This is a genomic window from Duganella lactea, from assembly GCF_009857505.1.
Lineage (GTDB): Bacteria > Pseudomonadota > Gammaproteobacteria > Burkholderiales > Burkholderiaceae_D > Rugamonas > Rugamonas lactea.
Window position 1 is genome coordinate 90,813 of sequence record NZ_WWCP01000008.1, and the last position, 21,409, is coordinate 112,221.

Here is a 21,409-nt window from a genome sequence, read left to right on the forward strand (position 1 = left end):
AACAGCATGCCCCGTACCGATGATCTGCGCATCCGCGAGATGAAGGAATTGACGCCACCGTCCCACCTGATCCGTGAGTTTGCGTGCACCGAGGCGGCGGAGCAGACCGCGGCCAATGCCCGGGTGGCGCTGCACCGCATCCTGCACGGCCAGGACGACCGCCTGATGGTGGTGATCGGCCCGTGCTCGATCCACGACACCAAGGCGGCGATGGACTACGCGCGCCGCCTGGCGCCGCTGCGCAAGGAGCTGGCCGGCGACCTGGAGATCGTCATGCGCGTCTACTTCGAGAAGCCGCGCACCACGGTCGGCTGGAAGGGCCTGATCAATGATCCGTACATGGACAACAGCTTCCGCATCAACGACGGCCTGCGCATGGCGCGCGAGCTGCTGCGCGACATCAACGAACTGGGCCTGCCGGCCGGCACCGAGTTCCTCGACGTCATTTCGCCGCAGTACATCGCCGACCTGATCTCGTGGGGCGCGATCGGCGCCCGCACCACCGAGTCGCAGGTGCACCGCGAGCTGGCCTCCGGCCTGTCGTGCCCGGTCGGCTTCAAGAACGGCACCGACGGCAATGTGCGCATCGCCGTCGACGCCATCAAGGCCGCCTCGCAGCCGCACCATTTCCTGTCGGTGACCAAGGGCGGCCACTCGGCCATCGTCTCGACCAACGGCAACGAGGATTGCCACATCATCCTGCGCGGCGGCAAGGCGCCGAACTACGACGCCGCCAGCGTCGACGATGCCTGCAAGGCGATCGCCGCCCAAGGCCTGGCGGCGCGCCTGATGATCGACGCCTCGCACGCCAACAGCGCCAAGAAGCCGGAGAACCAGGTGCCGGTGTGCGCCGACATCGCCGCCCAGGTGGCCGGCGGCGATGGCCGCATCGTCGGCGTGATGGTGGAGTCGCACCTGGTGGCCGGTCGCCAGGATCTGGTGCCGGGCAAGGAGCTGACCTACGGCCAGTCGGTCACCGACGGCTGCATCGACTGGGACAGCAGCGTGCAGGTGCTGCAGGGCCTGGCCGCCGCCGTGCGCCAGCGCCGCCTGGCCACCCAGGCGCGCGAAGCCGCCGCCAAGTAAGCCCCGCCGGCCCCCGCGCCGTCGCGGGGGCCGCCTTGGCGCGCCTGTTGTAAGCGCACCAAACGCCGAGTTGGCGTGATTGACATTTAATCTCCTGCCATGCTTTGATATAAAGCAAGGCCGGGTGTCATAGAACACCTTCCTGAGAAATACACCTGTGCGTCATTGTTCGCCGTCCCGCGGTCGCTCCGGCCGTGGGCGTTGGACCGTTGCATCCCTAAAAATACCTCAGGAGGTTAGTCATGTTTCAAGAGAAAGTGCTGTCCCGTTCCCTGCGTCTGATGTTTTCCGGCGGCGTGTTGCTGGCGCTGCCAGCCTTCGCGCAGGAGACGCTGACCGAGCAGCCGATCCAGCGCGTCGAGATCACCGGCTCGTCGATCAAGCGCATCCAGAAAGAGGGCGCCTTGCCGGTGCAGGTGCTGACCGCCGCCGAGATCAAGCAGACCGGCGCCGCCTCGGCGACCGACCTGATCCAGATGCTGCCGTCGATGCAGGGCTTCGTGCCGTCGTCCAGCTCGGTCAACGGCGGCGGCGCCGGCGTCACCACCGCGTCGCTGCACTCGCTGCCGTCGAAGTACACGCTGGTGCTGCTCGACGGCCAGCGCGTGGCGCCGAGCGCGGTCGGTTCCGGCCAGGGCGGCGGTTACGCGGTCAATCTGTCCAGCATTCCGCTGGAGGCGGTGGAGCGGGTCGAGATCCTCACCGACGGCGCCTCGGCGCTGTACGGTTCGGACGCGATCGCCGGCGTGGTCAACTTCATCCTGAAAAAGAATCTGACCACCGGCGAAGCCTACGCCACCTACGGCCAGCCGAGAAAGAACGGCGGCAGCTGGAGCAGCGCCGGCATCACCAAGGGCTGGGGCGACCTGCAGCAGAACGGCTGGAACCTCCTGGCCTCGTACAGCCACGAGGAACAGGAGCGCATCACCGCGCTGCAGCGCGACTTCTCGGCGCCCGGCGCCTTCTTCAAATTCGGCGCCAACGGCAAGCAATATTACTTCGATCAGCGCACCGGCAACACCGAGCCGGCCAACCTGAGCTTCAACGCCCGCCCGCGCGGCTCGGCCGCCAATGTCGATACCACCGGCTACGCGATCAATCCCTACCTGGCCGCCAACGGCGGTTGCGGTAGCCCGCTGGCCGGGCCGCTGGGTTCGCAGTGCCGCTTCAACTACGCCTCCACGGTGGAGGACGTGCCGGGCAGCCGGCGCGACAGCGGCCTGCTGAAAGGCACGCTGAAAATCAATGACGACACCACCGCCTGGGCCGAACTGGTGCTGTCGCAATACGCGATGACCGCGCAGTACGCGCCGTCGGCGCAGCCGATGGGCGTCAACGCCACCACGCGCTTCCCGGCGCTGTACGCCAAATACGTGCAGCCGTATCTGGACGCCAACGGCCTGGAAAACCCGAGCGGCAACGCCACGCTGAATTACCGCTCGGTGCTGGTCGGCGGCCGCGCCGACGAGTACCAGACCACCGCGACCCACTTCGCCAGCGGTATCGACGGCAGCGCGCTGGGCTGGACCTACAACGCCTCGCTGATCCTGTCGCAGAGCAAGCTGAAAGACACGGCGGCCGGCGGCTACTCGGACTTCAATAAGCTGGAAAGCCTGGTGGCGGCCGGCCAGTACGATCCGGTCACCGGCCAGGGCGCCGATCAGCTGAAGGGCGCGCTGCTGAACGGCACCGTGTTCTCGCGCGGCAAATCGACACTCAACACGGTGCACGCCGGCGCCCAGCACGACCTGTTCGAACTGCCGGGCGGCACCTCGATCATTTCGATCGGCGGCGACTATTCGAAGACGCGCTACCAGGTCGACTACGATCCGCTGATCCTGGCCAACTCCGGCTTCGCCACGCAGCCGGCGTCGGCCAACTATCCGGTCGGCGGCAGCTATGGCGTGGTGCCGTTCGACGCGCGCCGCGACAACTGGGGCTTGTTCACCGAGGTGCTGCTGCCGATGCACAAGACCCTCGAAGCGACCGTGTCCGGCCGCTACGACAGCTACGACAAGGTGCACAGCAACTACATCTTCGGCAGCGTGCCCGATGCGAGCGGCCTGATTCCGCGTCTGCCGAGCGGCGACATCGGCAACAGCTCGAACGCCGGCACCTACAAGCTGAGCCTCAAATGGACGCCGCTCGACACGCTGCTGCTGCGCGGCTCCTACGGCACCGGCTTCAAGGCGCCCAACCTGAGCGACATCGCCGGCGCCAACACCTTCAACGGCAGCACCGCCGGCAGCTATGCCTGCCCGTTCCCCGGCTCGCCGGGTTGCCAGGTGGGGCTGGCGCAGTACGACTTGTTGAGCGGACCAAACGCGCAGAGCGGCGCCCAGGGCCTGCAGCCGGAGAAGTCCAAGCAGTGGACGCTGGGCGGGCGGATCGAGCCGCTGCGCGGCCTGTCGCTGGGGCTGGATCTGTGGAATGTCACGATCCGCGACCAGGTGCTGTCGGCCGGCGTGCCGGAGCAGCAGGGCTTTGCCAATCCGCAGCAGTACAGCGGCCTGTTCGTCAATCCGTATCCTGATCCGGCCGGCTTCACGACGATCGCCTATCTGCTGGCGCCGATCAACGGCGGCGTGGCGCATTATCGCGGCGTCGACTGGGACTTCAGCTACCGCAACAAGACCGCCATCGGCGACCTGCGCGCGGCATGGAACGGCACGTATATGATCAAGCAGGACTACACCACCAGCGCCGGCGGTGAGGTGCAATCCGACCTCGGCCGTTTCGGCCCGGACAATGCCGTGGTGTTCCGCGTGCAGAGCAATCTGAGCCTGAGCCTGACCAACGGCAAGCTGACCAACACGCTGACCGCGCACTATAAGTCCGGCTACCACGATCAGTCCTATCCGGTCGACACGGCGGTGTTCGAGGTCAATCCGGATGGCAGCGTCGGCGACTCGGTGGCGTTCGCCGGCTTGAAGGTGCCGTCGTACACCACCTTCGACTGGCAGGCCAAGTACGACTTCGGCCAGTTCGCGCTGACGGCCGGTGTCAAGAACCTGTTTGACCGCGATCCGCCGTTCACGCTGCAGAACGCCGGCGGCGGCAACCAGCTCGGCTATGACGGCCGCTATGCCGATCCGGCCGGACGCTCGTTCTACATCACCGGCAATTACAAGTTCTAAGCCGCAAAAAAAAACTCCCGGCAAGCCGGGAGTTCTGACATTTAGAAGCTGTAGCTGCCGCGCAGGTACAGCGAGCGGCCGACCGGATCGGTGTAGCGTGGATCGTAGCCCTTCTGGAACAGCGTGCCCTGGTTGGAGAACGGTGGTTCCTTGTCCAGCAGGTTTTTGACGCCGGCGGTCAGGGTTACGCCCTTGAAGCCGGTGTAGCTGGTCGAGAAGTTCCACAGCTGATACGACGGCACCTGGTTCAGGTACTGCGGCGCGATGTCCAGGTTCTGGTCGGTGTAACCGGTCTTGAACGACTGCGCCAGCGTGGCGTTCCAGTCGGCCAGGCGCCAGTTCAGGGCCAGGTTGTGCTTCCAGCGGAATACCGGATTGTTGGCGGCGTAGCGACCGACGTTCTGGGTGTACGGTCCATCGCGCTCGTCCTGGTATTCATACTTGTGGACATAGGTGCCGTCCAGGGTCAGCGTGAAGTTGCCGGCCTGGGTGGTGCCCGAACGCAGCGTCAGCGCGACGTCGAGGCCGTCGGTGTTGACCTTGCCCAGGTTTTCCTTCAGATCCAGGATGGCGTAGGGCGAGCCGTCAGGATTGCGCAGGAAGCGCGCCTTGTACTTCGCGTAGTCGCCGTAGATGGCTTCTTCCGGCAGCGCGTTGATCTTGTCCTTCAGCTTGATGTTCCAGTAGTCGATCGCCAGCGTCGCTTGCGGAATCGGCTCCAGCACCACGCCGACCGAGAAGGTCTTCGATTTTTCCGGGCTCAGGTTCTGATTGCCGCCTTGCAGCTTGTACTGTTGCAGATCGCAGTCGCGCAGCGGGTTGGCGATCGGGTTGGACGACAGCACGCCGCCCGGGCACAGGACCGGGTCGTTGTACGAGTTGTTGGTGTCGTTCTTCGACTGCGGCGCGTTCTTCTCGAACAGCGTCGGCGCGCGGAAACCGGTCGAGGCCGAACCGCGGAACAGCACTTGCTTGGCTGGCTGGTAGCGGAACGACGCCTTCGGATTGGTGGTGCTGCCGACGTCGCTGTAATCATCGTAGCGGGCCGCCAGATTGACTTCCAGGTCTTGCAGCAGTGGCAGGTTGACCTCGCCGAACACCGCCTTGATGGTGCGCGCGCCGTCGGTCGACTGCGAACCCGACAGGCCGGACGAGGCGGCCTGGCCGGCGATGTCGCGGTTGACGTAGAAGTCGGCTTCTTCACGGCGCAGTTCGCCGCCGATGGCGACCGCCAGCTTGCCGCCGGCCAGGTCCATCAGCTCGCGGCTGGCTTTGGCGTCGATGCCGGTGTTGCGGGTCTTGCCTTTCTGTACCTGGCCGCGCAGCGCGGTGCTGTCCAGGTAGGTCTTGCCGGCGGCGTCCTGCTTGCCGAACGGATTGAGGATGCCGTTGGCCACGCCGGCGGCGAATTTGGCGTCGTTGACGTAGCCGCCGGTGAAGTATTCCGCCGAGCGGCTTTCCGACAGCGTGAAGCCGGCCTTGTAGTCCCACTGTTTGAACAGGCCTTCGGCGGCGATCACCAGGCGGTCAGCCGCGCCCTTGGAGTTGATCTCGCGCTGGCCGGCCTCGGTTGGACGCCAGTTGACCGACAGCGGATCGCCCGACAGGCCCGGCATGGCCGGCACGCCGCCGGCATTGCCTGGATAGTATTTGCTGCTCTTCGGCAGCAGCAGGCCGGTCTGCGGCGGCGGCGCGGTGTGCGACACCACATCGTTTTCCGAGTGCAGGTATTCGATCGACGCCAGGTGGTCGCCGTTGAGCTTGAAGGTGGCCTTGCCGAAGAACGAGGTCTGCTTTTGTTCCGGCAGGTCGTCGATCTGGCGCGTGTAATCCTGGCGGCAGGTGCCGTTGCTGGCGCGCGGCACCGACAGCGGCGCGTCGCAACCGGCGGCGAAGCCCGGGTTGCCGGTGGCGCCCGAGGTCGGGTCGAAGTAGTTGCCGGGGAAGGTGGTGCCCGAGGTCAGGTTCAGGCCTTTGCTGGGAATCACGCCGGTCTTGGAGAAGTCGCGCTGCTGCGAGGTCAGGATGTCGAGCTTGTGATAGTCGAACACGCCGAAGACGTTGTAGCCGTCCTGGTCGAGGTTGCCGAAGCCGCTCGACAGGTTGACGCGTTTTTCGTCGGCGCCGTCCTTGCGTGGCAGGATCGCTTCGGCGGTGATGGTGGTGGTCTGCACCGAGCGCTTGGTGATGAAGTTGATCACGCCGCCGATGGCGTCGGTGCCGTAGATGGCCGAGGCGCCGTCGCGCAGCACCTCGATGCGTTCCAGTGCCGACACCGGAATGATGTTCAGGTCGACGCTGGCGCCGTCGTAGGGGTGGTTGGCGATGCGGCGGCCGTTCAGCAGCACCAGCGTCTTGTCGCCGCCGAGGCCGCGCAGGTCGGCGCTGGTCTGGCCGCCGGTCGGCAGGCCGGAGCTATTGCCGCCGACCACGTTGCCCGAGCTGAAGCTGGAGCTGTTCGAAGGAATGCGGTCCAGCACTTCCTGCGCGGTGGTCAAGCCTTGCTTGACGAAGTCATCGGCCTTGATCACGGTCAGCGGATTGGCGGTTTCCGACACCAGGCGCTTGATCGACGAGCCGGTCACTTCCACCCGCTGCATCGGCGCGTCGGTTTGTGCTTGCGCCAGCGGCGCGATCAGCCCCAGGCCCAGCAGGCCGCCGGCGCAGATATGGCGCACGGAACGGGACAAAACGGTTTCTTTCATCATTGCTCACTACTCCCAAAACGATCTGAATTTTTTTATAAACCAACTTTTGGTAAAGTTGACATTGCTCCTGAGCTTCGGTGAGCGAGTTCAGGAGGCTTGATAATTCATTACAGAGCGTGGAGCTGTCAATTCAGAAAGGTTGTCTGTTCATAAAAAACAACGGCAAAAAAAAAGGACCACATGGTCCTTTTTTTGTTGTGCAGCAACATCGTGTTTACAGCATGTACGGGCCGTGCGCGTAGTGCTTGCCCAGCGTTTCGAACGCGCGGCGGATGAGCTGTTTCCACGAGCGGCGGGTGGCTGGCTGAACTGGTTTTGCGGTCAGTGGGGCGGTGATGGTGGTCATGGAAGTTCTCCTGTGAACTGCGGTGAATGTCGATGTAGGGAGATTACAGGAGTCTGAGATATAAATACAATCACATGTTTCGATATGTGCCATACGTAAATCGCATGATGGCTGGATATGGGAAATGCGTCGCGTGAATAACCGAGGGCCGGCATTGGCCGGCCCTCGTGGGGAGCAATCAGCCGATCTGGTTAGAAGCGGTACTGGGCGGTGATATAGAAGGTGCGGCCCAGTGGATCGGCATAGCGGCCGTCGTAGCCGACCTGGTTGCCGCCGCCCGAGTTACGCACAGAGAACGGCGGATCGCGGTCCAGCAGGTTGCGGATGCCGGCGGTCACGGTCAGGTTGTTGACATAGTTCAGCTTGGTCTGCCAGTCGAGCGTGGTGTACGAGCTGACGTCGCGCGTCATGTCGGTCACGCCGCCGATGCTGCCATCGGCGTTGACCACGCGCACTGCGGCGTCGTCCGCGGTCAGCGGCTTGTCGTGATAGCCCGAACGGTAGTTGACGGTCAGCGAGTTGCTCAGCTTGTCCGAGGTCTTCAGCGTGAAGATCATGCGGCTGACCACGCGGAACACCACGTCATCGTAGGAGTTGAAGCGGCCGATCGATTTCTCGGTGCCGACGCCCGGGGTATCCTGCTCAGCCTTGGTCATATAAGTACCGGTCCAGTTGAGGCTGGCCTTGCCGACCGGGGTCGCGGTGCGGAAGGTGGTATCCCAGTCGATGCCCTGGAAGTGCGAGGCGGCCAGATTCAGCGGCGAGCGCACCGCCACCAGCACGTTGCTCTTCTGGATAGGATCGGCGTAGACGGCGATCCACTGGTTGGCCAGCGTCGGATTGCCGAACAGCTGATCTTGCGAGAAGGTGCGGATCTGGTTCTTCAGCTTGACGTCCCACCAGTCCAGGCCGACCGACAGCGCGGTGGTCGGTTCCAGGCGGAATCCCAGCGTGGCTTGCTTGGAAGTCTCGGCTTTCAGCGCCTTGTCGCCGGTGGCCGGATTGCCGCTGTCCAGCAGGCCATACTCCGACGAGCCGGGACGGCAGTAAACCGCACGCGGGTCCGGCGACTTGACCGGGCAGGCGAAGGCGTTGGACGAGCCGGCGTTCTTCAGCGGGTCGGCGATGTTGTTCAGCGTCGGCGCCTTGAAGCCGGTGCCATACGAGCCGCGCAGCAGCAGCGCCTGGGTCGGCGTGTAGCGCAGCGCCAGTTTATAGGTGGCCTTGGCCACGTCTTCGCCCAGTTTGCCGCCTTGCGCGGCCTTGCCGGACGAGTCGTAGCTGGTGTTGTGCTTCTCGACCGCGTCGTAGCTGTCGTAGCGCACCGCCGTGGTGGCTTCCAGTTCCTTGGTGACCGGCATCAGCAATTCGGCAAACGCGCCCCAGTTGTTGCGGCTGGCGTCCAGCGCCTGCGAGCCGGTGCCGCCGCCGATTTCGGTGTCGGTCCAGCCCGGGTTGCCGGGGCCGGGGCCCATGGCGATGCGCGACGGATTGTCTTCGTACTTCTGCTTGGTGAAGTCGGCGCCCACCCCCAGTGCGGCGGCGCCGCCGGGCAGTGCGAACGCTTCGCGCGAAGCGTGCGCGCTGACGATGTCGAGCGTCGATTTGGTGTGGCTCAGGTCCTGATGCAGCACCGCCGGGGCGAGCACCGCAGCCGCGCCGGCGCTCGACACGAACGGGTTGTACTTGCCGGTGCGGACCAGTTCTTCGAACTTGTCGCCGCTCATGTAGCCGGCCAGCGCCTTGTCGGTCTGCTTGTTCTGCGAGTGGGTGAAGGCGCCGCCGAGGTCCCAGCCGGCGTAGTTGCTGTCCACGCCCAGCACGAAGTGGACGGCGTCGGTGCGGTATTCGTCGGTACGGCCGCCGGCGTCGGCGCCGCGGTAGTACAGCAGGGCGTCGGTGACGTCGGCGGCGTTGATGCCTTGGCTGGCCAGCAGCGGCGCGACCGAACTGTTGTAGGCGCCGATGTAGCTGTTGTTGACGGTCTTGATTTTGCTGACCGGGTCGGTGCTGAACACGGTCAGCGGTTGCGCGGCCGGCGCGTAGCGCGCGGTGTTGGTGAATTTCGACAGCACCAGTTCGCTGTAGGCGGTGGTGTCCTTGCCCAGTTTCAGGCTGCCGTTGGCGAACACACTGTCGCGCTTGAGTTCTGGCAGCAGTTGCACGGTGGCGGCGTAGTCGAAGCGGCAGGCGCCGCCGCGCGAGAAGGTGTTGGCCTGGGTGCAGCCGTTCTTGGTCAGCAGGTCGGTGTTCAGCACCACGTCGTCCTTGGCGGTCAGCACCTCGACGTTGGCCGGGGTGGAGTTGATGCTGGTCTGCCAGGTGGCGTATGGTTTGCCGTTTTGACTGAACTTGTGCACGCCGGACTTGGCGAAGTCGCGATCGGCGGCATTCAGCTCTTTCTGCTCGTCGTGGCTGTACGACAGTTGCACGTTGAAGCCGTCGTCCTCCAGGTTGCCCCAGCCTTTGCTGATCGCGAAGTTGCTGCTCTTGCCGCCGGATTTCTGCGGCGAGTTGTAGGTGCCTTCGACCACCAGCGCGGTCTGGTTTTTCTTCAGGATGAAGTTGATCACGCCGGCGATCGCGTCGGAGCCGTACAGCGTCGAGGCGCCGTCGGTCAGGATCTCGACACGCTCGACCGCCGCCAGCGGAATGCTGGCCAGGTTGACCGCGCTGCCGGTGCCGTAGGGCGCCATGCGGCGGCCGTTCAGCAGCACCAGCGTGTACGCGGTGCCGATGGCGTGGATCGACGCGGTCTGCACGCCGCCGCCGTTGCCGTTGACCGAGGCCGACGAGGTGATGAAGCCCTGCATCGACGGCAGTTGGGCCACCAGGTCGGCCACGTTCTGCGCGCCGCTCTGTTCGATGTCGGCGCGGCTCAGCGTCTGCACCGGCAGCGAGCCTTCCTTGGCGATCCGCTTGATCGACGAGCCGGTAATTTCCACGCGGGCGACGACGTCCGCCTCCGCTTGCTGGGCCAGCGCCGCAGCGTGCATGCCGAGCAGCAGGCCGCCAGCACAAACCAGGCGCACCGAACGGGCCATAACTGTTTCAACCATCATTATTTCTTCTCCCAAAATGAAGCGACGAACAACGCGTGTGTGGCTTTATATTTTTTACAGAGCGTGGATGCTGCTGCCTTTTCATCAAATCATTTGCGGCGAATAGCTGTCAATGTGGAAACCCTTACGGGACTGCCCCAGAGGCAAAGAATTGTTTTTTTGAAATGTTGCGCTAATTTTGCCCAAGCAAGCGCTCTAATTTGGTGCGTATTCTCTTGGGAACGATGGAAAGATTGTCCGGAGGGTAAAAATGAGGCAAAAGTATGGCAGCAAGTTATTGCAACGCACCAATGTGGTGATTGATAACGATAATGAATCTACTGCCATACTGAGACACCGCGTTGCATTGATGCCACAAACGACCCGGCCTGGCCGAAAGTGGTGCCCGACTTGGATGCGCCGAGTTCAAATTTAATCCGACTTAGCGTGGGGGATGAATGGGTGGATGCTCAGTGACACCGGTCCACGGTTAATCGGTTTTTAAGTTAAGATATCCGGATGGCGAATTTAATCCTTCTGCTTCAAGAATATGGCGTGCTGATCGTGTTCGGCATCGTGCTGATCGAACAACTCGGCATGCCCATTCCCGCGTTTCCGCTGTTGATCGTGGCCGGCGCCATGTCGGTCGACGGCGACACGCACTGGAGCGCCGTGCTGGCGGTGGCCATGCTGGCCTGCCTGATCAGTGACACCTTCTGGTATCGCGCCGGGCGTTTCTACGGCAAGCGCATCCTCAAGCTACTGTGCAAGATTTCGCTGTCGCCCGATTACTGCGTCAGCCAGACCGAGGACAATTTCAAGCGCTGGGGCCCGAAGGCGATGATCGTCGCCAAGTTCATTCCTGGTTTTAACGTGATCGCGCCGCCGCTGGCCGGCGCCATGGGCACGCGGCCGGGCACCTTCCTGTGCTTCAGCGTGATGGGTTCGACCCTGTGGGCCGGCACCGGCATCGGCATCGGCGCCTTCTTCCATACCAGTGTCGACCAGTTGCTGGATATTCTGAGCACCATGGGCACCACCGCGCTGATCGTGCTGGCCGTGCTGCTGTCGCTGTTCGTCGCCTTTAAATATGTCGAGCGCAAGCGGTTCCGCCAGTCGGTGGATGTCGAACGGATCACCATCGACGATTTCAAGCAGATGATGGAGCAGGGCCATGAGCCGATTTTGGTTGATGCCCGCAGCGCCACCGCGCAGATGCTGGACCCGGCCGTGCCGGGCGCCGTGCTGTTCAACGGCGGCGACTTGAATGCCCAGATCGTCGGACTGGACAAGGGGCGGCACATCATCGTCTACTGCAGCTGCCCGAACGACGTGACCGCCGCACATGTGGCCAAGAGCCTGATCGGGCAGGGCTACCATCTGGCTCGTCCGCTGCATGGCGGGCTGGAGGCGTGGAACGCCGCCTTCCGCCGCGAGAGCCAGAGCGAAAACAACACCGCCTCCGCCTGAAACCTGCATCATTCCCGCTCAGCATGGATTCCCGCTTGCGCGGGAATGACGTGCTGGTGTGCCCTGGAGCTTTATCTGTTTGGTAGTCATACTACGTAAGAAAACTCCTGATTCGCTAATTTTCCTGTGAATCTGTACTAAAACTACAAACTTCCGCTTGCTAGTGATGGCAAAAATACCTTAAGCTTAAGCCTCAACTATTCTCGATCCATCATGACTGCTCACTCCGTACAAACGCCTCCCTCCCTGAGTACCGTTTTCCCTGGCGGCCCGCGTCTGCTGGCGGATGTGGGCGGCACCAACGCGCGCTTTGCGCTGGAAACCGCGCCCGGCAAGATTGACGCGATCGACGTGCTGGCCTGCGCCGACTACCCGACCCTGGCCGCCGCCCTGGTGGCGTATCTGGCCTCACCCATCGTCGCCCAGACGGGCGTGACCGGCATCCGCAACGGCGCCATCGCCATTGCCAATCCGGTCACCGGTGACATGGTGCGCATGACCAATCACCACTGGGAATTCTCGATCGAGGCGCTGCGCCGCGAGGTCAACTTCGACACCCTGGTGGTGGTCAACGATTTCACTGCGCTGGCCAGCTCGTTGCCGCAACTGTCGGCGGCGCAGAAACATCAGGTGGGCGGCGGCGTTGGCGTGCCGGGCACGCCACTGGGCCTGATCGGCGCCGGCACCGGTCTCGGCGTATCCGGCCTGATTCCGGGCAAGGAGGGCTGGACCGCGTTGCTGAGTGAGGGCGGTCATGTGACGTTCTCGCCGGCCAATCCAACCGAAGTGGCGATCCTGCAATTTGCCTGGAAAGAATTCGACCATGTGTCGGCCGAGCGGCTGATGTCCGGCGCCGGCATTGAACTGATCTATCGCGCCCTGGCCGATTTCAGCGGCGCGCCGGCCGAAAAGCTGAGCGCGGCGGAAATCTCGCGCCGCGCGCTGACCGGCGAATGCGCGTTGTGCGACGACGTGGTGGAAGCATTCTGCTGCATGCTGGGTACCATCGCCGGCAATATCGCCGTGACGCTCGGCGCGCAGGGTGGCGTTTATATTGGCGGCGGCATCGTGCCCAAGCTGGGGCAGCGCTTCGACCGCTCCGGTTTTCGCGCCCGCTTCGAGGCCAAGGGCCGCTTCCAGCACTATTTGTCCGCCGTGCCGACCTGGGTGATCACGGCGGAATATCCGGCGTTTGTTGGTGTTTCGGCGATTTTATCGGAGAGACTTGCCTCCGCGTAAGCTCAATTACATTTCGATGACGTTGAAATGCGCGTTTTGTGGTTTTATCAGGTACAATTCGCGGTGTTGGATGAAACGTCTGGCTTCCTGCCCACTTTTCACGTAGAAAGCAACGGTCTTGGCCGTTGCCGGCATGTCCCTCTCTCCCGCCGGGTGCGCATAGGCCTTGGCGTCGGAAAAGCAGCTTCAGCGAGTACTCCCGCCAGCCTCACTGAGTGTGATTGATTTCTTTCGATTTTGCTTATGGATAATCTTGAGGCTAAAAAAGTCCTCGAAACCGCCTTGCTATGCGCTCGTGAGCCGTTATCGATCCACAGTCTGAAGAAGCTGTTTGTCGAACTGGATGACCAGGACCGGCCGCTCGGACCCGGTGTCAGCAGCGACACGATCAAGGAATTGCTGGAAGAACTGCGGCTGGACTGGGCCGGCAAGGGGGTGGAAGTGGTCAGCCTGTCGAGTGGCTGGCGTTTCCAGAGCCGTCCGGAGATGAAGCTGTACCTGGATCGGCTGAGCCCGGAAAAACCGCCGAAATATTCGCGGGCGACGCTGGAAACACTGGCGATCATCGCCTACCGCCAGCCGGTCACCCGGGGCGACATTGAGGAAATACGCGGCGTTGCCGTTAATTCGCAGACGATCAAGATGCTGGAAGACCGTGGTTGGGTGGATGCCATCGGTCATCGAGACGTTGTCGGGCGCCCGGCCTTGCTGGGCACCACCAAGCAGTTTTTGGATGATTTGGGCTTGAATTCGCTGTCCCAGTTGCCGCCGTTGCAGCAAATCAGTGATGGTCAGAACGCTATGGAAACCCTGGAAGCGGCTCTGCAAGAGAACTTTGAGAAGGCTGCGCAGCAGGACGGCGCTAGCGAGCAAGAAGAAATAGTGCAAGAACAAGGCCCCGCGCCAGATTTAACGGTTGACGCAGAGCACAACCAAGAAACGAATAATGAACAAACCTGATACCCCTGAGACGAACGACGCAGCCGCGGCCGACGTGGTCGCCAAGCCTAAGCGCCGTACCAAAGCCCAGATTGAGGCTGATCATGCCGCTGTTGCCGCCGCCGGCGAAGCGCCTGTGGCCAAGCCCAAAGCCAAGCTGAAGGCCAAGGCTGAAACCAGCGAGGCGGTCGCCGCCAACACGCTGGCGCCAGTGAAGAAAACGCGCGCCAAGAAGGCCGATGCCGAAGCTGCGTCAGCCGCCCCAGCCGTGGAGGGTGAGGCGCCAGCCGCCAAGCCGGTCAAGCCGCGCGCCAGGAAGGTTGCGCCGGTCGCTGAAGCGGCGGTGGTCGAGGCGCCGCTGACGGCGGCCGCACCGGCCCCGGCCGCCGTGGTGGCAGAGGGTGGTGTGGAACGTCAGCCGCGTCCACGTGGTCCGCGCCAGATGCGCGAACAGCGCGCGCTGCGTGAAGCAACCCGCCCTGAGCCAGTGGTCGTGGCCGAGGCGGCGCCAGCGGTGATTTCGGCGGAAGAGGGCGTGAGCCCGGCCGCTGCCGCACGCGAAGCCAAGCCGCGCCATGAACAGCGCAACGGTCAGCGTACTGGCAAGAACAACAAGGGCAAGAATGGCAAGCAGCGCGGTGGTCAGCAGGCCGGCGTCGCCAAGGGTAATGATGCCGACGCCGCCTTTTCCTACGTCACATCGGACGCGTTCGACGCGGACGAGGGTAAAGGCCGCCAGCCAGCCAAGGCGGTGCGCCGCGACCTGACCTCGGACGACGACGCGCCGAAGCTGCACAAAGTGCTGGCCGAGGCCGGCCTGGGTTCGCGCCGCGACATGGAAGAATTGATCGTTTCCGGCCGCGTATCGGTCAACGGCGAGCCGGCCCACATCGGCCAGCGCATTCTGCCGACCGATGCGGTGCGCATCAACGGCAAGCTGATCCAGCGCCGCGTGAGCAAAAAGCCGCCGCGCGTGCTGATTTACCACAAGCCGGCCGGCGAAATCGTCTCGATGGACGATCCGGAAGGCCGCCCATCGGTATTCGACCGCCTGCCGACCATGAAGGCCGGCAAGTGGCTGGCCGTTGGTCGCCTGGACTTCAACACCGAAGGTCTGCTGCTGTTCACCACCTCCGGTGATCTGGCCAACCGCCTGATGCACCCGCGCTACGGTATCGACCGTGAATACGCGGTGCGCACGCTGGGCGTGCTGGAAGAAGGCATGCGCCAGAAGCTGTTGGCCGGCGTGGAGCTGGAAGACGGCGTGGCGCAGTTCTCGAAAATCGCCGATGGCGGTGGCGAGGGCATCAACAAGTGGTATCGCGTGATCATTGGCGAAGGTCGTAACCGCGAGGTGCGCCGCATGTTCGAGGCGATCGGCCTGACCGTCTCGCGCCTGATCCGTACCCGTTACGGCGCCATGACGCTGCCGAGTAGCCTGAAGCGCGGTCGTTGGGAGGAGATGGAAGAGAACGCGGTGCGCGGCCTGATGGCGGCGTACAGCGTCGAGAAGAAGGCTGCGCCCGCGCAGCCGGCCGCCAAAGCGCAGCAGCAAGCCAAGCCGGCGCAGAACAAAGGTCCGGAAAAACGTGGCCGCAATGGTAATCCGAATGGCAACCGTGATCAGCACGCTGAGCGCGCCGAGCGTCGCGACGAGCGTGATTTCGATGACGACGACGAAGACGACGATAATGAGCCGAACTTCAATCGCGCCGACCTGAGCAACGCCAACGCACTGCCGTTCGCCAAGGTTCCACGCAATGGCGGCCGTGGTCAGGGCGGTGGTTTTGGTGGCAACGGCGGCGGTACTGGTAACCGTGGCGGCAAAGGCCGTCAGGGCCAAGGTCAGGGTGGCGGTCAGACGTCGAGCCGTCCGGGTGGTCGTCCGCAAGGTATCGGCGCGTATGCCGGTGGCCGTCCGCTGGGTGAGGGGCCGGCGCCGCGCGCGCAGGGCCAGGGTGGTCGTGGGCAAGGCCAGGGGCAAGGACAAGGCCAGGGGCAAGCCCGTGGTCAGCAGTCCAAAGGCCCGGGTCGTGGCCCGCGTCAGCCGGACCCGCTGCAAACCACGTTCGGTTTCGGCGCCGCCAGCGGTGCGCCGCGGCGTGGTCAGCCGCCGCGTGGCGGCGCCGCCGATCATGGTATGCCGCGTCGCCGCAAGGGCTGATCAGGCAGCTTTCGCCTTGTTGTAAGTCTGCCATGCCGCCCGTGCGGCATTGCAGCGGACTTCATATAAGGTTATAATATCCAGCCTAGTAGAAGTTCCAGATTGCGCAGTCCGCTCCGGAACTCTTCATCTGGCTAGGTGTTTTAGAAAGATGGGCAGATGCCCATTTTTTTTTTGTTGAACCGTTTTGAACGGCCTGTTGTGCACCAAATTAACAGGTCTTGAACTGGAGAATTTCTTGCAGCGTGCGGATTTAATTGAAACGACCGTTACCGGTCTGGGCTACGAGCTGGTTGATGTCGAACGGGCCGAGCGCGGACTGCTGCGCGTGTTTATCGATTTCAGCGCCGAAGACGCCGAAGAAAAAGGTCCGATCACCGTGGAGGATTGCGCCACGGTCAGCCATCAGCTGTCGCACGTGCTGACGGTCGAGAATATTCCTTACGAACGTCTCGAAATTTCGTCGCCGGGGCTGGACCGTCCGCTGCGCAAGCTCGCGGATTTCACGCGTTTCGCAGGCTGCGAGGTGGTCATCAAGCTGCGCGCGGCCATGCCGGGTACGAACAACCGGAAATCGTTCACGGGGGTCCTGCTGGAACCCGAGGGCGAGAATTTGTCGTTGGAATTTGAAAGTAATGAAGGTCCGGCGCAGTTGGATTTCACACTCGCCGATGTGGATAAGGCACGCTTGGTGCCGCAGGTGGATTTTAAGGGACGCAAAGCATGAGTCGCGAAGTTTTGTTATTGGTGGACGCGCTGGCGCGTGAAAAGAACGTCGACAAGGACGTGGTGTTTGGCGCGCTGGAATTCGCGTTGGCGCAAGCCACGAAGAAACGCTATGAGGGTGAAGTCGATATCCGCGTTTCGATCGACCGCGAGTCGGGTGAGTTCGAATCCTTCCGTCGCTGGCACGTGGTGCCTGATGAAGCGGGCCTGCAACTGCCGGACCAGGAAATCCTGCACTTCGAAGCCAAGGAGCAGATCGCCGACATCGAGGTGGACGACCACATCGAAGAGCCGATCGAGTCGGTCGAATTCGGCCGCCGCTTCGCGCAAGACACCAAACAAGTGGTGCTGCAGCGCGTGCGTGACGCCGAGCGCGAACAGATCCTGGCCGACTTCCTGGAACGCGGCGACTCGCTGGTCACCGGCACCATCAAGCGCATGGAGCGCGGCGACGCCATCGTTGAATCGGGCAAGATCGAAGCCCGCCTGCCACGCGACCAGATGATCCCGAAAGAGAATCTGCGGATCGGCGACCGCGTGCGTGCCTACATCCTGCGCGTCGACCGCAATATGCGCGGCCCGCAAGTGATCCTGTCGCGCACCGCGCCGGAATTCATCGCCAAACTGTTCGAGCTGGAAGTGCCGGAAATCGAACAAGGCATGCTGGAAATTAAATCGGCCGCCCGTGACGCCGGTGTGCGCGCCAAGATCGCCGTCTACACCGCCGACAAGCGCATCGACCCGATCGGCACCTGCGTCGGCATGCGCGGTTCGCGCGTGCAGGCCGTGACCGGCGAGCTGGGCGGCGAGCGCGTCGACATCGTGCTGTGGTCGGAAGATCCGGCGCAGTTCGTCATCGGCGCGCTGGCGCCGGCCAATGTGTCGTCGATCGTCGTGGACGAAGAGAAGCACGCGATGGACGTGGTGGTGGACGAGGAAAACCTGGCCATCGCCATCGGCCGCTCGGGCCAGAACGTGCGCCTGGCGTCCGATCTGACCGGCTGGAAGATCAATATCATGACGGCCGAGGAATCGGCCGACAAGGCAGCCCAGGAAACCGCCGCGATCCGCGCGCTGTTCATGGAAAAATTGGATGTCGACCAGGAAGTGGCCGACATTCTGGTGGAAGAAGGCTTTGCCAGCCTGGAAGAAATCGCTTACGTGCCAATCTCGGAAATGCTGGAGATTGAATCGTTTGACGAAGATACGGTCAACGAACTGCGCACCCGCGCCCGTGACGCCCTGGTCACCGAAGCCATCGCTTCGGAAGAAGGCCTGGAAGGCATGGACGAGGCGCTGGTCGGTCTGGAAGGCATGGACCGCATCACCGCCGGCAAGCTGGGCCTGGCTGGTATCAAAACGGTAGAAGCGTTTGCCGGCCTGGCTTATGACGAGTTCGGCGCCATTCTGGCCCTGTCGTCTGACCGTGCACGCGCACTGATTACGAGTGAATTTGAAGATGTGACCGACGATGAGATGAAGTTGGTTGATGCGAAGTACGACGACCGTGCCAAGGCGCTGCAAGCCAAGGCCTGGAGTCTGACTGAATCTGCAAAGGCTTAATTTGATTATTTTTATCATCTCCGCGACACATAGAAAAGAGGACTGAATGGCGAGTAACAACGTAGCCCAATTTGCCACCGAACTGAAGATGCCTGCAGACCTGCTGCTGACGCAGCTGCGTTCTGCCGGCGTCGAAAAAAGTTCGACGTCAGATCCATTGTCGAAAGATGATAAGGATAAGCTGCTCGATCACCTGCGTCGTACCCACGGCGCCGGTGCCGAAGAGAAGAAGAAAATCACGCTGACGCGCAAGGAAACCACCGAGATCAAGCAGGCCGACGCCAATGGCAAGGCCCGCACGATCCAGGTCGCCGTCAAGAAAACGCGCACCTTCGTGCAGCGCGACGAACCGCTGACCACCACGCCGGCCCCCGCGCCAGCGCCGGTGATCGACGCGGCGGAAGTCGCGCGCCGCGAAGAAGAGGCCAAGAAACAGGCGGAACTGATCGCCCGTCAGGAAGCCGATCTGCGCGAGAAGCAAGAGCGTTTGGCCAAGCTGGAAGCGGATAAAGCCGCCCAGGACAAAGCCAACGCCGAAGCCGAAGCCGCCGCCAAGAAGGAAGCCGAAGCCGAAGCCAAGGAAGAGGCGAAGAAAGCCGCCGCCGCCAAGGCCGCCGCCGCCGCACCTGCCGCCGCTGCCGCTGTCGCCGCCCCCGCGGCCGACAACGCCGCCGAGGAGGCGAAGAAAAAAGCCGCCGCCGAAGAAGCCAAGAAGAAGGCTGCGGCTGTCGCCAAGGAAGCCGCTGAACAAGCCGCCGCCACCGAGCGCGCACGCCAGGCCGTCGCCGACGAAGTGGCCCAGATCAAGGCCATGATGAACGCGCCACGTCGCGCCATCAAGGCACCTGAGCCCGCGCCGGCGCCGGTCAAACCGAAAGTCGCGGAAGGCACGCTGCACAAGCCTGCGACCGCCGCGACCGCCAAGCCAGGTGACAAGCCGGGCGATAAAAAGCCGGCGGTTGGCGCCGACAAGAAATCGATCAAGTCGGCCAATGTGTCGTCGACCTGGTCGGACGACGCCAAGAAACGTGGCGCACCAGGCGGTGCCAACAAAGGTCGTGGCGCGCCGGCCGGTAACGGTCGCGACAGCTGGCGCGGTGGCAAGGGCGGCGGTCGCCGTCATCACCAGTCGGATGATCGCGAGACCAACTTCCAGGCCCCAACCGAAGCCGTCGTCAAAGACGTGCACGTGCCGGAAACCATCACCGTCGCCGAACTGGCGCACAAGATGTCGGTCAAGGCGTCCGAAGTCATTAAACAGCTGATGAAGCTGGGCCAGATGTGCACCATCAACCAGGTGCTGGATCAGGAAACCGCGATGATCGTGGTCGAGGAAATGGGCCATAAAGCCCACGCCGCCGAGATGGACGATCCGGAAGCGATCCTGGCCGACCAGGGCGAGCACGCGCACTTCGAAGCGACGCCGCGCGCGCCGGTGGTCACCGTCATGGGTCACGTCGACCACGGTAAAACCTCGCTGCTGGACTACATCCGCCGCGCCAAAGTGGCTTCGGGCGAAGCCGGTGGCATTACCCAGCACATCGGTGCCTACCACGTGGACACCCCGCGCGGCATGATCACCTTCCTGGACACGCCGGGTCACGAAGCCTTTACGGCGATGCGTGCCCGCGGTGCGAAAGCCACCGACATCGTGATTCTGGTGGTGGCGGCCGACGACGGCGTGATGCCGCAAACGAAGGAAGCGATCGCCCACGCGAAAGCGGCCGGCGTGCCTCTGGTTGTCGCGATCAACAAGATCGACAAACCGGGTGGCAACGTTGACCGTGTGACGCAGGAGCTGGTGGCCGAGAGCGTGGTGCCGGAAGAATACGGTGGCGATTCGCCATTCGTGCCAGTGTCGGCGAAAACCGGCGTCGGCATCGACACCCTGCTGGAGCAAGTGCTGCTGCAAGCCGAGGTGCTGGAACTGAAAGCGCCGGTGGAATCGCCAGCGCGCGGCCTGGTGGTCGAGGGTCGTCTGGATAAAGGCAAGGGTCCTGTGGCCACCGTGCTGGTGCAGTCCGGTACGCTGAAGCGCGGCGACGTGATTCTGGCTGGTTCGTCCTTCGGCCGCGTGCGCGCGATGCTGGACGAAAACGGCAAGCCGATCTCCGAAGCCGGCCCATCGATCCCGGTCGAAATCCAGGGTCTGACCGAAGTGCCGCAAGCCGGTGAAGAAGTCATGGTCATGGCCGACGAGCGCAAGGCGCGTGAAATTGGTCTGTTCCGTCAAGGTAAGTTCCGCGACGTGAAACTGGCGAAACAGCAAGCCGCGAAACTGGAAAACATGTTCGACCAGATGGCCGAGGGCGAGGTGAAGAACCTGCCGCTGATCATCAAGACCGACGTGCAGGGTTCGCAAGAAGCGCTGGTGGCCTCGCTGCAGAAACTGTCGACCTCGGAAGTACGGGTGCAGGTGGTGCACGCGGCGGTTGGCGGCATCACCGAATCGGACGTCAATCTGGCGGTCGCGTCGAAAGCGGTCATCATCGGCTTCAACGCCCGTGCCGATGCGCAGGCGCGCAAGCTGGCCGAATCGAACGGCGTGGATATTCGTTACTACAACATCATCTACGATGCGATCGAAGAGGTCAAAGCTGCGCTGTCGGGCATGCTGGCGCCGGAGAAACGCGAAACCGTCACCGGTCAGCTGGAAGTGCGTCAGGTCATCCTGGTGTCCAAAGTCGGCGCGATCGCCGGCTGCCTGGTCACCGATGGCGTGGTCAAGCGTTCGTCGTCGGTCCGTCTGCTGCGCAACAATATCGTGGTGTGGACTGGCGAAATCGACTCGCTCAAACGCTTCAAGGACGACGCCAAGGAAGTGCGCGCCGGTCTGGAGTGCGGCCTGTCGCTGAAGAACTACAACGACATCCAGGTGGGTGACTCGCTGGAAGTGTTCGAAGTGCAGGAAATCGCGCGTACCCTGTAATTTACGGGTAGCACAGCAGTATCTGGTAAAGTGGACGGGCCTTCCCGTCCACTTGCCGTTT

Annotated in this window: 12 protein-coding genes; 9 read left to right on the top strand and 3 right to left on the bottom strand. The window is 63.1% G+C overall.

All coding sequences use genetic code 11. The features are described from left to right. Positions 1 to 6: 6 nt before the first annotated feature. A complete protein-coding gene (aroG, locus tag GTP44_RS09510) occupies positions 7 to 1,086 on the top strand; it encodes a 3-deoxy-7-phosphoheptulonate synthase AroG (RefSeq protein WP_161019246.1) in 1,080 nt (359 codons plus the stop codon). 242 nt (positions 1,087 to 1,328) lie between these two features. After that, positions 1,329 to 4,223, top strand: a complete 2,895-nt coding sequence (locus GTP44_RS09515; RefSeq protein ID WP_161019247.1) for a TonB-dependent receptor domain-containing protein — start codon at positions 1,329 to 1,331, stop codon at positions 4,221 to 4,223. Positions 4,224 to 4,264: 41 nt separating this feature from the next. Here GTP44_RS09515 and GTP44_RS09520 read toward each other — a convergent pair whose 3' ends face one another. The 3 genes from GTP44_RS09520 to GTP44_RS09525 form a co-directional block, all read right to left on the bottom strand. Next, positions 4,265 to 6,931, bottom strand: a complete 2,667-nt coding sequence (locus GTP44_RS09520; protein WP_371867191.1) for a TonB-dependent receptor — start codon at positions 6,929 to 6,931, stop codon at positions 4,265 to 4,267. A 214-nt stretch (positions 6,932 to 7,145) separates the two neighbouring features. Continuing rightward, complete coding sequence (locus GTP44_RS27830) at positions 7,146 to 7,277, bottom strand: hypothetical protein (protein WP_267875227.1); 132 nt, start codon at positions 7,275 to 7,277, stop codon at positions 7,146 to 7,148. A 191-nt stretch (positions 7,278 to 7,468) separates the two neighbouring features. Then, positions 7,469 to 10,336: a TonB-dependent receptor domain-containing protein gene (locus tag GTP44_RS09525; protein ID WP_229256858.1), complete on the bottom strand. Its 2,868-nt coding sequence runs from the start codon at positions 10,334 to 10,336 to the stop codon at positions 7,469 to 7,471. Between the two features lie 501 nt (positions 10,337 to 10,837). Here GTP44_RS09525 and GTP44_RS09530 point away from each other — a divergent pair. The 7 genes from GTP44_RS09530 (at position 10,838) to infB (ending at position 21,348) form a co-directional block, all read left to right on the top strand. After that, positions 10,838 to 11,788 (top strand): VTT domain-containing protein, encoded by a 951-nt coding sequence (locus tag GTP44_RS09530; protein WP_160990980.1) that lies wholly within the window; start codon positions 10,838 to 10,840, stop codon positions 11,786 to 11,788. 213 nt (positions 11,789 to 12,001) lie between these two features. Beyond that, complete coding sequence (locus GTP44_RS09535) at positions 12,002 to 13,027, top strand: glucokinase (protein WP_161019249.1); 1,026 nt, start codon at positions 12,002 to 12,004, stop codon at positions 13,025 to 13,027. A 243-nt stretch (positions 13,028 to 13,270) separates the two neighbouring features. After that, a complete protein-coding gene (scpB, locus tag GTP44_RS09540; RefSeq protein ID WP_160990982.1) occupies positions 13,271 to 13,987 on the top strand; it encodes an SMC-Scp complex subunit ScpB in 717 nt (238 codons plus the stop codon). After that, a complete protein-coding gene (rluB, locus tag GTP44_RS09545; protein ID WP_161019250.1) occupies positions 13,974 to 16,130 on the top strand; it encodes a 23S rRNA pseudouridine(2605) synthase RluB in 2,157 nt (718 codons plus the stop codon). The genes scpB and rluB overlap by 14 nt, the downstream gene beginning before the upstream one ends. 238 nt (positions 16,131 to 16,368) lie before the next feature. Beyond that, positions 16,369 to 16,857: a ribosome maturation factor RimP gene (gene rimP, locus GTP44_RS09550; RefSeq protein WP_160991125.1), complete on the top strand. Its 489-nt coding sequence runs from the start codon at positions 16,369 to 16,371 to the stop codon at positions 16,855 to 16,857. Continuing rightward, entirely contained in the window at positions 16,854 to 18,419 is a 1,566-nt protein-coding gene (gene nusA, locus GTP44_RS09555; protein ID WP_161019251.1) for a transcription termination factor NusA, read from the top strand. The genes rimP and nusA overlap by 4 nt, the downstream gene beginning before the upstream one ends. A gap of 46 nt (positions 18,420 to 18,465) precedes the next feature. Continuing rightward, positions 18,466 to 21,348, top strand: a complete 2,883-nt coding sequence (gene infB, locus GTP44_RS09560) for a translation initiation factor IF-2 (RefSeq protein ID WP_161019252.1) — start codon at positions 18,466 to 18,468, stop codon at positions 21,346 to 21,348. Positions 21,349 to 21,409 lie beyond the last annotated feature (61 nt).